This is a genomic window from Paenibacillus sp. FSL H8-0537 (assembly GCF_038051995.1).
GTDB lineage: Bacteria > Bacillota > Bacilli > Paenibacillales > Paenibacillaceae > Pristimantibacillus.
Window position 1 is genome coordinate 4,231,863 of sequence record NZ_CP150290.1, and the last position, 17,593, is coordinate 4,249,455.

4 protein-coding genes are annotated in these 17,593 nt (G+C 58.4%); 1 reads left to right on the forward strand and 3 read right to left on the reverse strand.

Going from position 1 to position 17,593, the window contains the following annotated elements; genetic code table 11:
* The 3 genes from MHB80_RS17730 to MHB80_RS17740 form a co-directional block, all read right to left on the reverse strand.
* A complete protein-coding gene (locus tag MHB80_RS17730; RefSeq protein WP_341278226.1) occupies nt 1-11,508 on the reverse strand; it encodes an SDR family NAD(P)-dependent oxidoreductase in 11,508 nt (3,835 codons plus the stop codon).
* Between the two features lie 532 nt (nt 11,509-12,040).
* Nucleotides 12,041-15,436 carry an ACP S-malonyltransferase gene (gene fabD / locus MHB80_RS17735; protein ID WP_341278227.1) on the reverse strand — a complete coding sequence of 1,132 codons (3,396 nt, stop codon included), beginning with the start codon at nt 15,434-15,436 and terminating at the stop codon, nt 12,041-12,043.
* Between the two features lie 36 nt (nt 15,437-15,472).
* Nucleotides 15,473-16,153, reverse strand: a complete 681-nt coding sequence (locus tag MHB80_RS17740) for an MBL fold metallo-hydrolase (protein ID WP_341278228.1) — start codon at nt 16,151-16,153, stop codon at nt 15,473-15,475.
* A gap of 750 nt (nt 16,154-16,903) precedes the next feature.
* Here MHB80_RS17740 and loaP point away from each other — a divergent pair.
* Nucleotides 16,904-17,458 carry an antiterminator LoaP gene (loaP, locus tag MHB80_RS17745; RefSeq protein ID WP_341278229.1) on the forward strand — a complete coding sequence of 185 codons (555 nt, stop codon included), beginning with the start codon at nt 16,904-16,906 and terminating at the stop codon, nt 17,456-17,458.
* Nucleotides 17,459-17,593 lie beyond the last annotated feature (135 nt).

Genomic DNA, 17,593 nt, shown 5'->3' on the forward strand with positions numbered 1-17,593 from the left:
TTACACCTCAACTCCAATTTTCTTCCAGATATTCATCGCGCTCTCTGCCCGTTCGCCCTGTCCGCGCCCGCTCACATCGCAGCGCTGCAAGACAGGAAGCGGAAGCGGCCTGCGAAGGATCGAACGCTCCTCAGACTCTTCCCAGCCTTCGAGGATCACGTGCGCGTTGGTGCCGCCGTCGGCAAAGCAGTTGATCGCCGCGATGCGAGCCGTGTCCGTCCAAGGCATGAGTTGACGGGCCATCTCAAACGGCGACGCCTGCAGATCATAATGCGTCATCGCCTCTTCGCCCGACAGGAACGGCACCATCTGCCGGCGCTGTAGCATCAAGACGACTTTGATAAATCCGGCGATCCCTTCCGCGCACAACGGATGCCCGATGTTCGGTTTCATCGACCCCAATCCCAGCGGGAGGTTCGAGGAAGCACGATACACCGATTGGATCGTCTTCAGTTCCAAGAGGTCGGTCACTTCCGTGCCCGAACCGTTTGTTTCGATATAGCGAACCGCTGCAGGCGATACCCCGCCTTTTCGGAGCGCCGCCTGCAGCACTTGTTTTTGTGCCTCAAGGCTCGGGGTGGCAGGTCCGGCGGTCCGTCCGTTGTTGTTGACAGCGACCGCTTTGATGACGGCGTAGATCGTATCGCCATCGCGCAAAGCCTGCTCCACCGTCTTCAGCAAGACCATACCACAGCCTTCCCCGACCACGATGCCGTCCGCTCGACGGTCAAAGAGGTGGAACGCCCCTTTTCGGTTCAGGATGTTGCGCTGTTCAAAGATGCGGTGCGTCTCATCGGTGGTCAGCAGAGAAACCCCCCCGACGATCGCCGACTCGATCTCTAAGCTCTGAAGCGCCTGCGCTGCCATGTTCATCCCCACCAGAGCGGAGGAGCAAGCGGTGTCCACTACGACACACGGGCCGCGCAAGTCAAAATACTGCGAGATGTTCGCCGCCAGATAGTTCTGTCCGACAGCCAAAATCGGGTTGCGCGTCTGGCTCAGATCCGCCGTGCTCGGCGAGTGCTTGCTGCGCGCCCCGAGGTAAACGCCGACCGAGCGGCCTTTGACCTCCTGCTGGGTGTAGCCGGCGTGGCACAAGAGCTTGAGGCTCTCTTCCAGCACCAGAAGGGCTTGCGGGTCCATCGCTTTGGCGTCTTCCTCCGAGAGATGGAAGAACGACGGATCATACTGCGTGATGTCGTCGAGCAATCCGGCATCGAAGCCGCTCGAATACCCCCAGCGCCCCTGCGGCACCTTGCGAATGGCGGAACGGCCCTCGGACAGCAACTGCCAATACTGCTCCAGAGAAGCCGCCCCCGGCAGTCGGCAAGACAGGCCGACGACGGCCAGATCAGCGGCCCCAGAGGCCGGGGCCGCTTTGCGCACGGCTGCTTGTCCTTGCTTCTCGACACGTTGCTTGGCAGGACGACTCGGCGCACGATAAGAAGGTGCCGCCAGCTCTTCTTGCTGAACCTGCGTGGCCCCCGTCGCGTTGGCGAGGGGGGGCCCATGCAGAGCCTCCAAATGCTTCGCCAGTGATTCGATCGTCGGGAACTCCAGCAGGAGAGACGGGTCGAGCTTCACTTGCAACGCCTGCGCGATCTGACGCAACAATTGCACTTGCAAAATGGAATCGACCCCGTAGTCTGCAATCTGCGCATCGACCTCGATCTTGGCCGGGTCCATTTTCAACTCTTTTGCAAAAATCGACCGAACCCAAGCCTCCGCTGTCTGCCCTTGGCCGCCTGCCACCACGCTTGCTTTCTGCGCAGGGGCCGCCGGACGCTGTGCCGGAACCACAGGGGGTGTCGGGAGCGCCGCCGTCTGCTTTTTGCGCTGCATCAGCGTTTGCGGATTCCAGAGCGATGGGTTGACCACGGCGGACATGACGACCGGGCCGATTTTTCTCGCCAGCACATAATCGAGGAACTCCAGCCCCTCGGCGTTGCTCATCGTCAGAAGGCCTGTCTGCTCGTAGGCTCTGCTCTTGACTTCGCCCATGCCCGCCTCTTTCCAGCTCGGCCATTGCACGCTGACGATCGGACATTCCGGACGCTTCGCTTCCGCCAGATAATCCATGTAGGCATTGGCCACCGCATAGTCGCTCAACCCCGCCGCGAGCGACGGGATCGTGGCAGACACAGACGAGAACGCGACGAAGAACTGCAGCGGCTCTGCGCGGAGACTGCGGTACAACGCGTCAAGTCCCGCCACTTTCGGCTCCAGCACCTTCTCGATGCCTTCGACCGACTTGCGAATGAAGGCCGAGTTCTCTTCATCGAGCAGGCCCGCCGCATGCAGCACCCCGCCGATCGGGCCGAGGCTGCGGCGAACCGCCTGCACGCTCTCTTCGACCGCCTGAACATCGGACAGCGGCACAGACAGAGCCATCACCTGCGCCCCTTCTCGCTCCAGAGCTTGGATGCCCTGAATCTTCCGGGAAACAGACGTCTGCTCCCGAAGGTGCGCCGCCCACGTCTCGCGCGGCGGCAAGGTTTCCCGTCCGGTCAGCACCAGGCGCTTGACGCCATAGTGTTTGACAAAATGCTGCGCGCACAGATACCCAAGGCCCCGCGTGCCCCCAGTGATCCAGAGAACTTGATCTTCCGGGAACGGCGTTCGCGCTTGCTGCTCGCCTTTTTCCCATTCCTTGAGCCGCGCGCGATAACGCAGCCCGTTTCGCCAGCACGCTTCCGTCTCCTCATCTTCGACAAGGAACTCAGCGGCGATCTGCTCGGCCAGCCTCATCTCATCAGTGACCGGCTCCAGATCGAGATGGCGGGATTGCACATAGCCATATTCACTCTGCAGCATGGTATAGAGCGCCGCACGGGAGGCACCTGCGAGGTTGACCGTCGCATTCTGATACCCTTCCAGCCCCTTGGTGACACCCAAAAGCATCATCCCATCGCGGCGACCGTGTTCGATCAGCAGCTGAAGCCAGCTCATCCATTCCGCCGACTCCTTGCGCTCCTGACCGCAGCCGACCAGATCGATCAGGCCGTCATACGCCTGCCAATCCAGCTCTTGCCGCTCTTGCGCCACATCAAACAGGCGGCTTTGCGGCAGTCTCTTCGCCAGCTCGGTGGCCAAACTGCGCGTCTCCGGCGTGGTCAAGATCGCCACCACCAGGTTGACGCTGCGGCTTGGAGCTGCCGAACATGGCTCCCACACTTTTTTCAGAAAATACATCTTGCGCTCTGCCGCCGTGCTGTTTCCTTGCCACTCGCCTTCGACCGGCTCCAGCACCAGTCCGCGCATCTGCACGCAGACCTCGCCCGTTTCGTCGCAGAGGTCGAGGTCATAGCCGGCCTCACCGCTTCGAATCAGCGCCCACATCGCAGACCGGCACGGACGAAGGATGTCCAGCGACTGCAGGGAGACCGGCCGGGTCGGCTTGCGGTCGGTCTGTTTCAGCGTAAAAGCGTTCATGGCCTGAACCGCAGCTTCCAGCAAGGTCGGGTGCAGTACATAGTCCGCTTCCGTGGCAAGAGCTGCTGACGGCAGGGCGAGCTTGGCCAGCACATGGCTCTCTCCCAGATAGAGCGTCTCGATCCCTTGCAGGCTCGGCCCATAGGCCGTCCCAAGCGCGCGGAAGACATCATAGCATTGCTCAGCCGTCAGAACGCCGAGTCCCGACTGCACCTGCAAGGCATGCAGATCGAGCGGCGGTGCCGGATCGAACGCGCAGATCTCGACTTCGCCATAGCTATACAGCGTCGGAGCTTCCTCCCCTTGTGGGATATCACCGCTGATCTCATAGGCGATCTCGCCGTCCTCCAGCGCATGGAGTCCGACATGCAGACGTATAGATTCGCCTGCTGCGACGATCGGTTGCGGCCAGACGACATCTTTCAAACGCATGGATGTCGGATCGTTCGCTTCAAGACCCATCGCCAGCAGAGCAGCCGCTCGCGCCAGCTCCAGCTCTGCGACGCCCGGCAGTACCAGGTTGCCATAGACGACGTGATCGCGGAGGAAGAATTCGCGGCCCGTCAGCGTCGAACGGAACCGCACTTCGGTCAGGTCGGACGTGTTCTCGTGCACCAGCGGATGCAGCAGAACGGCCCGTCCTACGCCCGTCCCGCTCTGCACAGCTCCGTCGATCGGAAGCCAGTAGCTCTCCTTGGCAAACGGATAGCCCGGCAGCGAGATGCGACCTGGCTTGCCTGTTGCATATTGCCGGCTCCAATCGATCGACAGCCCTTTAGCCCACAGGTCGAGCAGCTTGCTGAACTTGCCTTTTGCCTGCCATGCCTCGATCACCGCCTGCATGTCCTCGTCCTGCGCGAAGAGGGCCAGCGTGTCCTTGTAGTGCTTGATATGTCCGTGGAACAGGCCGTCGATGCCTCGTTTGCCGGACAGGAAATCTTGCAGTTTGGCACTGAGTTCCTTGAGCGACGAGGCCAGCACGGCCAGACGCTCCTCCATCGTCTCGCGGCCCAGCTGCAAGGTGTAGGCGATCGCCGGCATGTCCGCTTCGCTGTATGCACCGCTCTCGACAGCCTGCAGCAAGCGCTGTGCCTGTTCTTGCAGACGGTCTGCGTTCTTGGCCGAGAGCACGATGACGTGCGGAGCCGTTCCGAAATGGTCACGCTGTTGCTCTACTGCTTGGTATTCCTCGATGATCACATGCGCGTTCGCACCGCCGGCCCCGAACGACGAGAGACCCGCAAGGCGCGGGAACTCCCTTGTCTGACCGTCGATCTCCACCAGAGGGCGCTTCCATTCCATCAGCTCTTGCGGCACGACAAACGGGCTGTTCCGGAAGTCGATGTTTGCGTTGAGCTGTTGAGAGTGCAAGGACGGAGCGATTCTGCGATGCTTTAGCTGGAGCAGCACTTTGGTCAGGCCGGCGATGCCGGCGCTCGCTTCCAGATGCCCGATGTTCGACTTGACAGAGCCGATCGCACAGAACTGCTTGTCTCGCGTGTACTTGCCAAACGCGCGGGAGAGCCCGGTGATCTCGATAGGGTCGCCCAGAGCCGTACCGGTGCCGTGCGCCTCGATGTAGCTGATCGCGCGCGGGTTGATCTTCGCCCACTCCAGCGCTTTCAGAATCATGTCCGACTGCGCCGTCGGGTTCGGCACCGTATACCCGTTGGTCTTGCCTCCGTGATTGACAGCGGTCGCCTTGATGACGCCGTAGATGTGGTCGCCGTCCTTCACCGCTTGGTCAAGTGGCTTGAGCAGCACGGCGCCGATGCCTTCGCCCGGCACATACCCGTCGCCATCCGCACCAAAACTTCTGCATCTGCCATCCGTCGCCAGGAACTTGTACTGGCTCAGGAACAGATATTTCCCCGCGCCGATCGACAGGTTGACACCGCCGGCGATGGCGACGCTGCTCTCCCCGTTCAGAAGGCTCTGGCAGGCGAGATGCAGCGCGGTCAGGGACGAAGAGCACGCGGTATCCACCGTCAGGCTCGGCCCGTTGAAGTTGCAGAAATACGAAACGCGGTTGGCGATGCTGTAGAGCAGCGTGCTTGGGCTGAGCACATGGCCCTGCGCCTGTGCGAGCACACCAAGCTCTTGATACGGCTGCCACAGCGCCCCGACGTACACGCCGACCGACTGATCGCTGAGGCTCTGTCTCGTATAGCCGGCATCTTCGAGCGCATGCCAGACCACCTCAAGGAACAAACGCTCCTGTGGGTCCATCAGCTCGGCTTCACGCGGCGGGATGTTGAAGAACATCGGGTCAAACTTGTCCACATCATCGAGGAAACTACCCCATTTGCTGTACAGCTTGTCGTTTTGCTTGTCCGGATCATAGTAGCGCACGTAATCAAATCGATTCGGTCGGATCTCTTCGATGCAGTCCTTGCCCGCTTGGATGTTCGCCCAGAATTCCGCCAGCGATCCGGCCTGCGGATAGCGCCCGGCAAGGCCGATGATCGCGATATCCCGCACAGCCGGAGCGTGCGGTGTCATCTCGACCGTCTCGACCATATCTGCGGAACGCGCGATTTCTTGAGCACTTGCCACAGCCGCTACTGTCGATTCAACTGCCGCCTCTACCACCTCATCCACTTCAACCGTTTCCGGCAATTGCAGCAGCGAACGCAGCGTCTCTTCATACTCCTCTAGGAAATAACCCGTCAGATCTTCCAAGTTGCGGTACTCAAAGAACAGAGTCTTGGACAGCTCGGACCCAAACGCATCCTCGAATAGCTTGTTCAGCTCCAAGATCATCACCGAGTTGATGCCATACGCTTCGAACGCTTCCTCCGTCCGGATCATCGACGGCTCCAGCCCGATCGCCTCAGACAGCAGACCCCGCACGAATTCCTGTGCGCGAGATCTCAGCACCGCCATACAACGGTCGCGAGCTGCCTGCGTTTGGGCCGTCGACACCGGGGCTGCCACCTGCACCAAGGACGATTTTTCATAATTCGTCGCCTTTATCAAGAAATTGACGAGCCGCGCCACCACGCGCCCCTCCTCGTCGCAAACGGTCAGGTTAAACTTCTTGATGTCCGGGTTGTTCTTCGTCTTCGGGCTGACTTCACTGTAAACGTGGCATCTGCGCGGCACGCTCCCCCACATCTCCAAGCTTTCGATCGCAATCGGGATAAAATCGCGCTCGTCATCGCCGTGGAAGCGGTTGTTGATCAGCGCCGTCTGGAACACGCCCGTTAGCATCGTAGGGTGCAGCAGGTACTCCTCATATGTGTCTGCGATCATCTCCGGCAGTTCCAGCGTCGCCAGCGCTTCCTGCTCGTTGAGCACCATCACCTGCATCGGCATGAAGCTCTCCCCGACGATCAAGCCCTCCGCATGAATCTGCTGATAGACCTGCTCCCGCGTCCAGCTCGCCGTGCAGCGCTCTCGAATCGCTGCGAGATCGAGCGTTTCCACCTCGCTCTGCGCCAGCTGCCAAGGAGCATATTGTAGCGCCCCGGTCGCATGCACGACGCGTTCGGCCCCTTCCATTCTGTAGATCTCGTAGTCGGTGCGCTCCCCTTTTGGCAGCAGTTGAATGAACACATCAAACGGCTCTCCGCTCGAAGACAGTTGCTTCGCCCAGTAGCAGTTGAGCAGCTTGCTCACCCGCTGGCCCGGAAGAGCGAGTGCGCCGGCCTGTCTGGCCATCTCGGCATAGCACGCGCCTGGCACATTGTATTTGTTGTCCACCACATGATCGACCTGATAGAACTCCGTGTTGTCATAACGTCGCTGGTACAGCCCCTGCTCGCCAGCGACCTTGTTCAGATCGATCAGCCCCGAGCTGCGATACAGCGGAGCCAGAGCCCCCAGCTCGGCATAGTGCGCCTCGATGACCGCGCGCTGCTTGTCTTGCAGCAGATAGTCCAGAATCTGTTGCGAGGTTCCATGTTCAAACAGCAACGGCGGTTTGAAATCGACGCCAAAATACTGCGAGATCAGGTTCGCAATCTGCAGCAGCGACAGCGACGCCACCCCGAGCTGCTGCAGCGGCTGGCTGGCACCGATCTCCGCCGGAGCCAGGTGCAGCGCTTGTGCGAGGATGCTGTAGAGATCCCGACGGATCATCGTCGGCACATCCAGTTCTCGCACAGTCTCCGCTTTGCGGATGCCAAAGTGCTGGTTGATTTTCATCTGGTCACCTTCGATCCCTACGATGTGAGCGAAACCTTCCTGACTTGCCAGATGCAGCGCTTCCCTGAGCAGAACCCAGCCCTGCGGTGTTTCCAGCGGCTGCATCCCGAACACCTTCCAGAGATGCTCCTTCTCCTCCGGCTCCACGGTCATCCCGCCGTTCGCCCAGAGCGGCCAGTTGATCGCCAGCGACAGACCGCTGCGCCTGCCCTCGGCGACGAGCTGCTGCCGGTGCGCCGCATACGCATCCATGAAGCTGTTGCCCGAAGAATAATCGCACTGCCCTTGATTGGGCATCAGCGCTGCAATCGACGAGAACATGACAAAAAAGTCCAGTTCGTCGCCGGCCGTCGCGTCGTCCAGATGGAGCGTCCCCGCGAGTTTGGGCTGCAGGACTTTTTCAAAAGACTCAGTTGTTTTGCGCAGGATGAAGCTGTCTTCAATCAACCCGCTTCCCTGCAAAACGCCGTGGATGCTGCCATAGGTCGCACGCGCTTGCTCCACCGCCGCACGCACTTGTTCGGCATCGCCGAGGCCCGCCCGAATGTACAGGCCGGAGCCGCCCAGACTAGCCAGCCTGTCAAGCTGTGCCACGATTCTCTCATCCTGCTCTCTTCGCCCGAGCAACACGACCTTCGCCTTATATTCCTTGGCCAGATAGTCGGAAAAAATCTGCCCCAGGCCGCCCGTGCCGCCTGCAATCAGATACACCCCGCCTTGACGCAGCGCATAAGCCTGCTTCTGCAAGCCGCCCGCCACGGTCACCATCTCGCGCAGCTGCCTTGTCCCGCCTACATATCTCACTTCATGCAGCGGGGCCGGAGCACTCGCAAACAGCTCCTCTAGAAGCGCCCGGCCGCAGTTTTCAAAGTGATCTGTGAACGCCGCCACCTCCAGATGAAGGCGCGGGTACTCATACTTCAGCGTGCGAGCCAGCCCTCCGGCCGCATACAGGGCGGGCAGCGCCTCGGACGACATGCTCTCGCCGGCGTAGAGGATCTTGATCGGCTCTTTAAACCGGCTCTTAATCAGAGCTCCTGCCAGCACGAGCAGCCCCCGCAGGTCTTCCACCCCCGGAAGGGCGGCCGGCACGAGAATCTGCCGCACGGCAAATCCGCTTGCCTTGATCTCCTGCAGCGCTTCCAGATAGCGATCTGGGTCCTGCTCGGCGATCGTCAAGCGCCGGAACGGCACCTCCTCGCCCAGTTCGCCGTGCATCCAATCGGCCAGCGACTCCGAACCGTTGAGGAGGAGCAAGCCCTTCGCCTCCGCTTCTGGACCGCAGGCTTCCTCCCGCCACTTCGAGGTGTAATAGAGCAGCCCCTGTTCGCTCGCCGCTTCTTTTCTCGTTTCTTCGTTCCTTGCTTCTTCATTTCTCACCAACGCCCGCTTCGTAAAATTCTTCACCGAAGCCAGCACGCGACCTTCGCCGTCGCAGAGATACAGGTCGAACTGGATCGAACCGCTCTGCTGCACCTGACGCTGCTTAACATAGTAATAGCGCACAGCTTCCAAGCTTCCCGCAACCGTGAAGCTCTCCGCATAATACGGCACATACTGCGATTCGCTCGCTGTTCCGTTTCGCACGCTCAAGCACACCGCCGTCTGCAGCGCCCCGTCCAGAATGCCGGCTGCAATGCGCCAGTGATTCCGGACGTCCACCTCCGCAATCGCCTCATCAGCCGAGCAGTGCAGCGTCTCGATCACCTGGAACGAAGGCCCATACACCAGACCGTTTTCGGAAAAGAGACCATACAGCCCGGCCTTCGATTCCTTCGTCTCGCAGCGCTTGCGAATCTCCTCCACCTCGATGCGCTCTTCCATCCGCGCCACCTGCTTGAGCAGGCGGCCTTGGCAGTGCAGGTCCGCCCCCGAACGAATGCGCACAGCCCGGTCGCTTCCTTCCTCCTTCACGTTCAAGAGGAGGGTGCGCGGCTCGTCGAAAACGGCCAGCGGCTTCAGCCAATACACATCTTGGAACGTTACACCGGCTGTCCACTCTTCCTTCAGCTCTCCGACGATCAGGTCCAGATAGCCCACGCCCGGCAGCACTTTCTGCCGCTGAACGAGATGGTCTTGCACCATCCGCTCCGTAGCAGGGAGCAGGATCTGCTTGTCGCCGGAAGCCGTATCCGCCTTCAGCGTCTTCGGCTCAAACCAGCATTGCAACCGCTCAAACGGATACCCCGGCACCTCGATGCGAGAACCGTGGAAGCTCGCCTGCTCCCAATCGATCCCCTCTCCCTTCACCCAAGCCTCGGCGAGCAGGAACAGATCGTCCGTCGACGTAGCGACCTGCACAGGCGCGTCAGGCTTCGTCACCACGACGCCTTGGAACAGCGACAGCGAGGCCTGCTCGCTCACATACCGCTCCAGCTCCTCCACCACCTGCTCCACCGACGAAGCGACCATCGCCAGACGCTCCTCGAACTCCTCGCGCCCGAACATCAGCGTGAACGCGAGATCATCCACATGCACAGACTGTCCGGCTTCGCTTTGCAAAAATGTGAGCAGTCGCTCAGCCGATGCCCGCAACTTCCCTTTTTTCGCAGACAAAAGCACCAACCGCTTCTGCGACGCGCTCTTGGCGCGAGGTCTGTTGCTGCGCGGCGGCTCTTCCAAGATTACATGCGCATTGACGCCGCCCATGCCAAACCCGCTGACCCCCGCCTGTCTCGGCAGCAGCTTGCCTTCGATGCGCCGCTTCTTCCACGCGGTCGGAGCCGTGACGAGGCCAAACGCCGACCCCTCAAACGAGATGTACGGATTAATCTCTGTAAAATTGAGCAACTCCGGCAGCACGCCATGCTTCATCGCCAGCAGCACCTTGATGATCGAAGCCATCCCGGCCGCGCTCTCCAGATGGCCGATGTTCGTCTTGACCGAGCCGAGCAAGCAAGAGTTCTCGCGCGGCTGCAGGCCCCGCTCCTCATAGTACTGCCCATATGCATTCTTCAGCGCATTGATCTCGATCGGGTCGCCCAGCGGCGTGCCTGTGCCGTGCGCTTCTATGTAGGAGATGTTGCGCGGGTCCGCTTCGGAGCGCTGCAGCGCCGTGTAGACCACCTCAGACTGAGCGGTCACGTTGGGGGCCGTCAGGAAATTCGAGCGCCCACCATGATTGATCGCCGTCGCCTTGATTACGCCCAAGATGTTGTCACGGTCTTCCACCGCCTTGTCCAGCGGCTTGAGGAACAGGGCCGCCACGCCTTCACCGCGCACATAGCCGTTCGCCGACGCATCAAACGATTTACATTGCCCGTCCACTGACAGCATGCCGGACTTGGCATGGGAGATGTACATCCGCGGGCTGAGCAGCGCATTGACGCCCCCGACGATCGCCGCCTCGCATTCCCCTTCCCGAATATCGCGCACCGCGTTGTGCAGGGCGACCAGAGAACTGGAGCACGCGGTGTCCACGGCTTCGCTCGGCCCTCTGAAGTTGAAAAAATACGACACGCGGTTCGCGAGAATCGAGTGTACCGTTCCTGTGGAAACAAAGGCGCTGATGTTCTCCCCCAGCAGCTCGGCATAGTCGTTTTTCGAAACGCCCGCATAGACGCCGATCTTCCGGCCCGACAGACTCTTCGGGCTGTAGCCAGCGTTTTCAATCACCTGCCAGACCGTTTCTAGGAACAGGCGGTGCTGCGGGTCGATAAAATTCGCCTCTTTGGGCGAGATGCCAAAAAACAGCGGGTCGAATCGATCGACCTCCTCGATGAATCCGCCCCACTTGCTGTTCGTCTTGTTCTCTTCCTTTTGCGGGTCGCCGTACACATCCTCCCACTTCCAGCGGTCTTGCGGAATGACAGAGATGCTGTTGAGGCCTGCATTAAGGTTGTTCCAAAATTCCTGTGTGTTCTTTGCCCCCGGAAAACGACCGGCGATTCCGACGATGGCCACTTCTCGCTTTGGCGTTTGAGTCATCCAGATCCGCTCCTCGTATAGTATTCTTGAATCTATTTCTCAGTCATTTTCCAGCGTCCTCGGGAGCTGGTGGCGACCTTCAAACCTTCCAATAAATTTGCTCCTTGAAATCTGAATTAGGGACTGGACTTTCTGGCATGCCTCTGGACAATTGGTTGAAGCTGCCAACTCAGTGAAGAACCGCGATGAAGAATTCGGCGAGCATTACCTGAAGAAATGAAATACATGGAAGTCCTTGAGCACCAACACAAACGCGCCCTCGTCTTAACGTAAGAAACTTGTGTGTCTGGTCGATGTGCTGCTGTGCAACGGCCAACTCTACACGCCTCGAAGGAAGGTAAACACGACGAAGGAATAACGACCCTTTGCTAAAGTCCTTTGCGAATTCCCAGTTAAAATATGGAATATTATTTAATTTTCTACTGGGTCTAATTTGATGCGCCTATTTTTCTGTACTCCCAGCCGTTACAGCCAAGAAGATTTCCAGTTCAACCGAATCAGGGACTTGACATCATACCGCTGGACTTTTTGCTTACAATCCGACCAATTCAGAGATGCGCCGGCTCAGCAGGTCTGCCGTTTCGCGCATCAGTTTTTCGCCGATCACATCGACATGGCGTGCTCTCCAGCTTTCCAGCGACGTGCCTTTCACCCAGCGGTTGAACGCCCCCAAGGCCGGGCCGCAATGTACCTGATAATCCACCGTGTGCTCGGCGTCCCCGCTGAGCGCCATGCGCGACGAATAGCCAAAATACCATTTGAAGATCAGCCCCATCTTGTGCTTGGGATTGCGATCCGCCTTCTCGATCTCCTGCGGGGCCACATAGGCTTGCACTTCGCGGTAGACCTCGTCGAAACTGCGCTTGAAGTAACGCTCTTGCAAAATGCGGCGGGTCTTCTCATCGATCTCCTCCAGCGAGTTGAACTGGCGGTAGAGATCGTACAGCTTGTTTGCACGGGCCGGGAAAAAGACGCCTTTTTTCAAAACCTGCACGCGAGCGCCGATCTCAAACATGTCGCCCGCGGGCGCATAGGCCGTGTCCTGCACGTTCATCTCCTGCAGCAGATCCTTCACCGACTCGGACGTCTGCGCTTCCACCGTGCATTGGTTAATCGAGCCGGTCACGAGATAATCCGCCCCGAGCACGAGCGCCGCCACCGCCGCTTCCGGGGTTCCGATGCCGCCGGCCGCTCCGATGCGAATCTTCTTCTTGTATCCGTATTTGACCATCATCTCTTCGCGCAGGCGAACGATCGACGGAAGCAGCACGGAAGAGACTCCCTGATCGGTATGTCCGCCGGAATCGGCCTCGACGGTGATGTCATCCGCCATCGGAACTTCACGAAGCAGATCTGCTTCCTCGCGCGTGATCCGCTGTTCCAGCAACAGCTTGTCGACGATGCGCTCCGGTGCCGGGCTCAGAAACGCCTCAGCAACTTCCGGGCGCGAGATTTTGGCGAGGATGCGGTTTTCGACGATCACGCCGCCTTCTGCCGAGCGTTTCAGCCCTTTCGCCCGGTAGCGAACCAATGCGGAGTTCACCGCCATGTAAGCGCTTGCTTCCACGTTTCGCACGCCGGTGCGTAGCAAGAGATCGACCGTCATCTCCTCCATCGATGGGCTGCCTTGGTTATGCAGCAGGTTCATACCATACGCCTCACCGCGCGTCAACGCCTGCTGAATCGTGCGGATCGCCTGTTCGATCTGCTCCAGCTTCATGCCACCGGTCCCGTAAAAACCCAGCATGCCCGCCTTGCCGACCTGAATGACCAGGCGCTCAGAAGCCACGCCGCGATACATCGAGCCCGTGACATAGGCATACTTCAAGTTATAATCCTTCTTGAACTCCTCATCCCCCAGCGATTCTGCCGTGCTCACCCTTCTCGACACACGCACGATCGGCCCGCTCACAGCTTCCCTCACCGGCACGACCTCCACCGGAGCCAGAGCAGGCGCCTCAACAGCGGCTGCCACCTCCGCGACCGACGCTTTCGTCACCTCAGGCACAGTCACAGACACCGCCACAGCCACCGGCACCACCTCTTCCGCCTCCTCCGCGTCATCCGCTTCCGGCTCGATCACGAGCGGTTCCGCTTTGCGGCGGATCGTGGTGACGAGCTTGGTCAGGACATTGCCCGGCCCAACCTCTTCGATCTCGATCTCGCCAAGGCCCATCAGATAGCGCACGCTGTCCGTCCACTTGACCGGAGACACGATCTGCTGCACCAAATTATCCTTCACCTGCCGTTGCTTATACGGACGCGCAGAAATGTTCGAGATGACTGGAATCTCCAGTTTTGAAAATTCAAACGATTCCAGATACGCTTCAAAACTCCGCTTGCTCTCCGCCATATACCGGGAATGGAAAGCACCGCTCACATTGAGCGGAATGTACATGCGCACGCCCGCTTCCTCAAAAAACGGCTGCGCGCGCAGGATGTCCGTATTCAAGCCAGCGATGACGATCTGGCCCGGCGAATTGTGGTTGGCGATGTCGATCCCGTCCAGCCCGTTCTCCATCAGCACCCGGTCGATCTGCTCCACCGTAAACCCGATCACCGCCGCCATGCCCCCACCGCTCGCAAGGCTCATCAGTTCGCCCCGCTTCTTGACCATCCGCAGACCGGTAGCAAAATCAAACGCCCCTGCTGCAAACAGCGCATTGTACTCACCCAAGCTGTGCCCGGCCACATAATCCGGCTTGCCTCCCGTCTCCTGCACCTTCTTGAGAAAACTCAGTGCGCTGACCACATACAGAGCCGGCTGCGTGTACTGCGTCTGGTCCAGCTGATTATCCGGGTCCTCCAAGCATAGCCTTTTGATGGAATAGCCCAAGATCTCATCCGCTTGTGCCATCAGTTCTGCAAACTCGTCAAACAGCGTACCTCCCATGCCTTTGTGCTGAGAACTTTGTCCAGGAAACACGTATGCTTTCATAGGTTGTCCTCCCTTTCTGATGCGCAATGAAATGAGTTGCTCCAATTGCTCGCAAACCTTGTTGAAGTTCTTGAGATCCTGCTGATACGGCGTGAGGACCGCATAGCTTTGCGAGAGCGAATCCTGTTTAAAATTCCGCTTGGCCAGATTAGCCAGCGTTCCCGAAGGACCCAAGTCCACGTACAGGCAATCGTCTCCCTGCTCCAGCGCCTGCACCGCTTCGGCAAAGCGAATCGGCTGTCGCGCCACCTCCCAGAAATACTCGCTCCTCAGCGCCGTCTCCCGCCGCCCGGTCACCCCGGAATAAAATCGCACTCGAGGCTGGCGATACGAGAGCCCGCGCAGCCGCGCCACATAGGAAGCGGCAGCCGGATCAATCCATGAGGAATGGTACGCAAAGGAGGCCGGCAGAATCTGATAGGTGATGCCTTTCTCCCGCAGCGCCTCCCCGATGCTCGGCAGCATCGCCGCCGGGCCGGCCACCACAAAATGCGCGTCCGAATTGATCGACGCCATCTCCGTGTTCTGACGCAAGAGCAGCATCCTGTCATAGAGGCTCGGCTCCTGCAGAATCCCGATCATCCCGCCGGGGAGACAGGTAGCCTCAAACGCCTTGGCCTGCTCCACCACCAACTCCAACGCTACCTCCACATCGAGCACACCTGCCACAGCCGCCGCCGCGAACTCGCCCATGCTGCTGCCAAGGACCGCATCTGGCTTGACCCCGCGGGCCATCAGCGCCTGCGCCAGCGCATATTCCACCATGAAGATCGCGGGGTGGGTCAGCAGCGTCCGTTCAAACGGCTCGTCTCGGCGCTTGTCCTCCGCATACAGACGCGCCAGCACCGACTCCCCAACGAGCGGCGTCACCATCTCGTCCAACTTGTTCATCCACTTGCGAAACTCAGATACCTCCTCATAGAGCCCTCGACCCATCTGGTAAAACTGAGAACCCTGCCCGGAGAAAAGAAACACTACCGGATTGCCCATCCATGTCCCTCCTGAACGCGACTAGTCTGCCTTGATTTATTTAAAATTGAACAATTGTCCCTGATTCTTGCGCATCCGAAACCGGACAAAATGCTCTATTTTCTCAATCTGAAAATAGATATTGTGCTCCAGCACATCCCGAAACGCCATGCCCGGCTCCTTGCCATAAGAATGACCCGGATACACCCGCACATGAGGGGGAGTGGACTTGCGAATCCTCTGAAAACTGTCATGCATCTGCTCCGGGGAACCTCCGGCCCCATCACAGACGCCGCAGCCTTCAATAAACACCGTATCCCCTGTGATCAGATCGTCTGCGAGCCGAAAACAAGCCCCGCCGGCCGTGTGCCCTGGCGTCAGCATGCAGGTGATAGGCGTCTCTCCCAGCCAGATCGTCTCCCCCTCCTCAAACGGATGCAGATTCCGACATACGAACCCGTAGGCATCGATCTCCTTGACCGACATGTACGCCCGCGCCGCCGGGTGGAGCTTGAGCAGCGGCTCCACCTTGTTGACATGATCGTGATGCGAATGTGTCAGCAGGATGCAAGCCAACTCCGCCTCCAATGAGCGAAGCATCCCGTCGAGCAACTCCAAGTCCCAAGCCGGGTCCACCACAGCCGCCTGCCGGGTTGCTTTGTCTACGAGTATGTACGCATAATTTTTCATGAACAAAAACTCAACCTTTAACGGGTGTAACTCATAGCTCCGCCTCATCCTTCCTCCCCTCTCTTCAAGTCCTAAAAAGCAAGCACAAAAAAGTAGAGGAATGATCTCCTCTACTTTTTTGTGCTTGCTTTGGCTATTTATATATATATCTTCTTCCACCTTGCACAACAGATCCTGCACAGCCTCCAAGTTCAAACGGCAGTCCTTGGGACAGGCAATCGCAAAGACACGCTCCCCACTACCCAGCCCGCAACTCGGAACTGCGGAAAATGAGAGTAAGCCGCCAACTCGTCGCAATGAGAGATGCTAACCTGCAGATTGAGAGCGGCAGGGTGTACGATCAGCGGCTGGTGAAGAATCCCCCGATAGCGCACAGCAAACGCTCAACCAAGCGCTGTACGGGTCCACTCCCCCTCACACGTCAAGTCCCTGCACGAAGCTCTCCAGAGGACACACTTCCCCCATGCTTCTTCCTCTCAATGCGATTCAATATGATACCCTAAGTTCCTTCAACGTGCCTAAACATCGATTAAATTAGCTTAGGTATTTTCTTAGATTCAACCAAATATCCGACCAACGAACTTACGAATTGAACAACATAACCCATTACACGAATACAGCTTAATACTACTCTCATTCAACTTTGTTCGTCAAGGATTACTTACTAGAGACCTATTTATTCTATCCCCAGGTCTTGATATGGTATGGTAAAATAATACATGGTATAATGTTGTAAAATATACTATTTTTTGCTTGGATATTTATTCAACATAATACACAAGTTGGGGGATGGCTATTTTGAATTGGTACGTACTATTCGTAGAAACCGGTCAAGAAGAGGTGGTGCAAAAGTTCCTGAACCTGTACTTTGATGAAACTTCCCTCCATTCTGTCGTACCGAAACGCAGAGTCCCCGAGAAGAAGGCAGGCGCTGTCAAGCACGTGCTGAAGAAAATATTCCCCGGCTACGTGTTGATCAAGACCCGCATGACCGATGAAGTTTTTCACACCTTGAAAAAAGTCCCCAAGTGCTACAAGCTGCTTAGCCAAGGCAAACTCTACTCCAAAGATGAAGGAACCTATTACTCCAAAATTGACGAACGCGAGATGTCGCTGATCTTGCAGCTGATTGGAGACGGAGAGATCGTTGGCTATTCGGGCATCTACATAGAAAATTCACGTGTCTCCGTAACCTCCGGCCCGCTGCAGGGCATGGAAGGCATCATCACCAAAATAGACCGTCGCAAAAAGCGGGCGAAGATCCACCTCAACTTCATGGGTGCCGAGAAGATCATCGACGTAGGCGTGGAGATCCTCTCCCCATGCATCCCGCAGCTACAAAAGACCACGTAAAAAAACATCCCCGTTCCGGTTAGGAACGGGGATGTTCAGGCTGTTGAGAAAGTCTCGACAGCCCTCTTTATAAGCATTCGGTTTAATACGTCACCGCGTTACTATGATATAATAATGGTGACTTATACGAACGGA

Bases quoted from the DNA above. Each gene is read 5' to 3' on its own strand.
- MHB80_RS17740 (WP_341278228.1), bottom strand. From the start codon at position 16,153: ATGAGGCGGAGCTATGAGTTACACCCGTTAAAGGTTGAGTTTTTGTTC.
- MHB80_RS17730 (WP_341278226.1), bottom strand. From the start codon at position 11,508: ATGACTCAAACGCCAAAGCGAGAAGTGGCCATCGTCGGAATCGCCGGT.
- fabD (WP_341278227.1), bottom strand. From the start codon at position 15,436: ATGGGCAATCCGGTAGTGTTTCTTTTCTCCGGGCAGGGTTCTCAGTTT.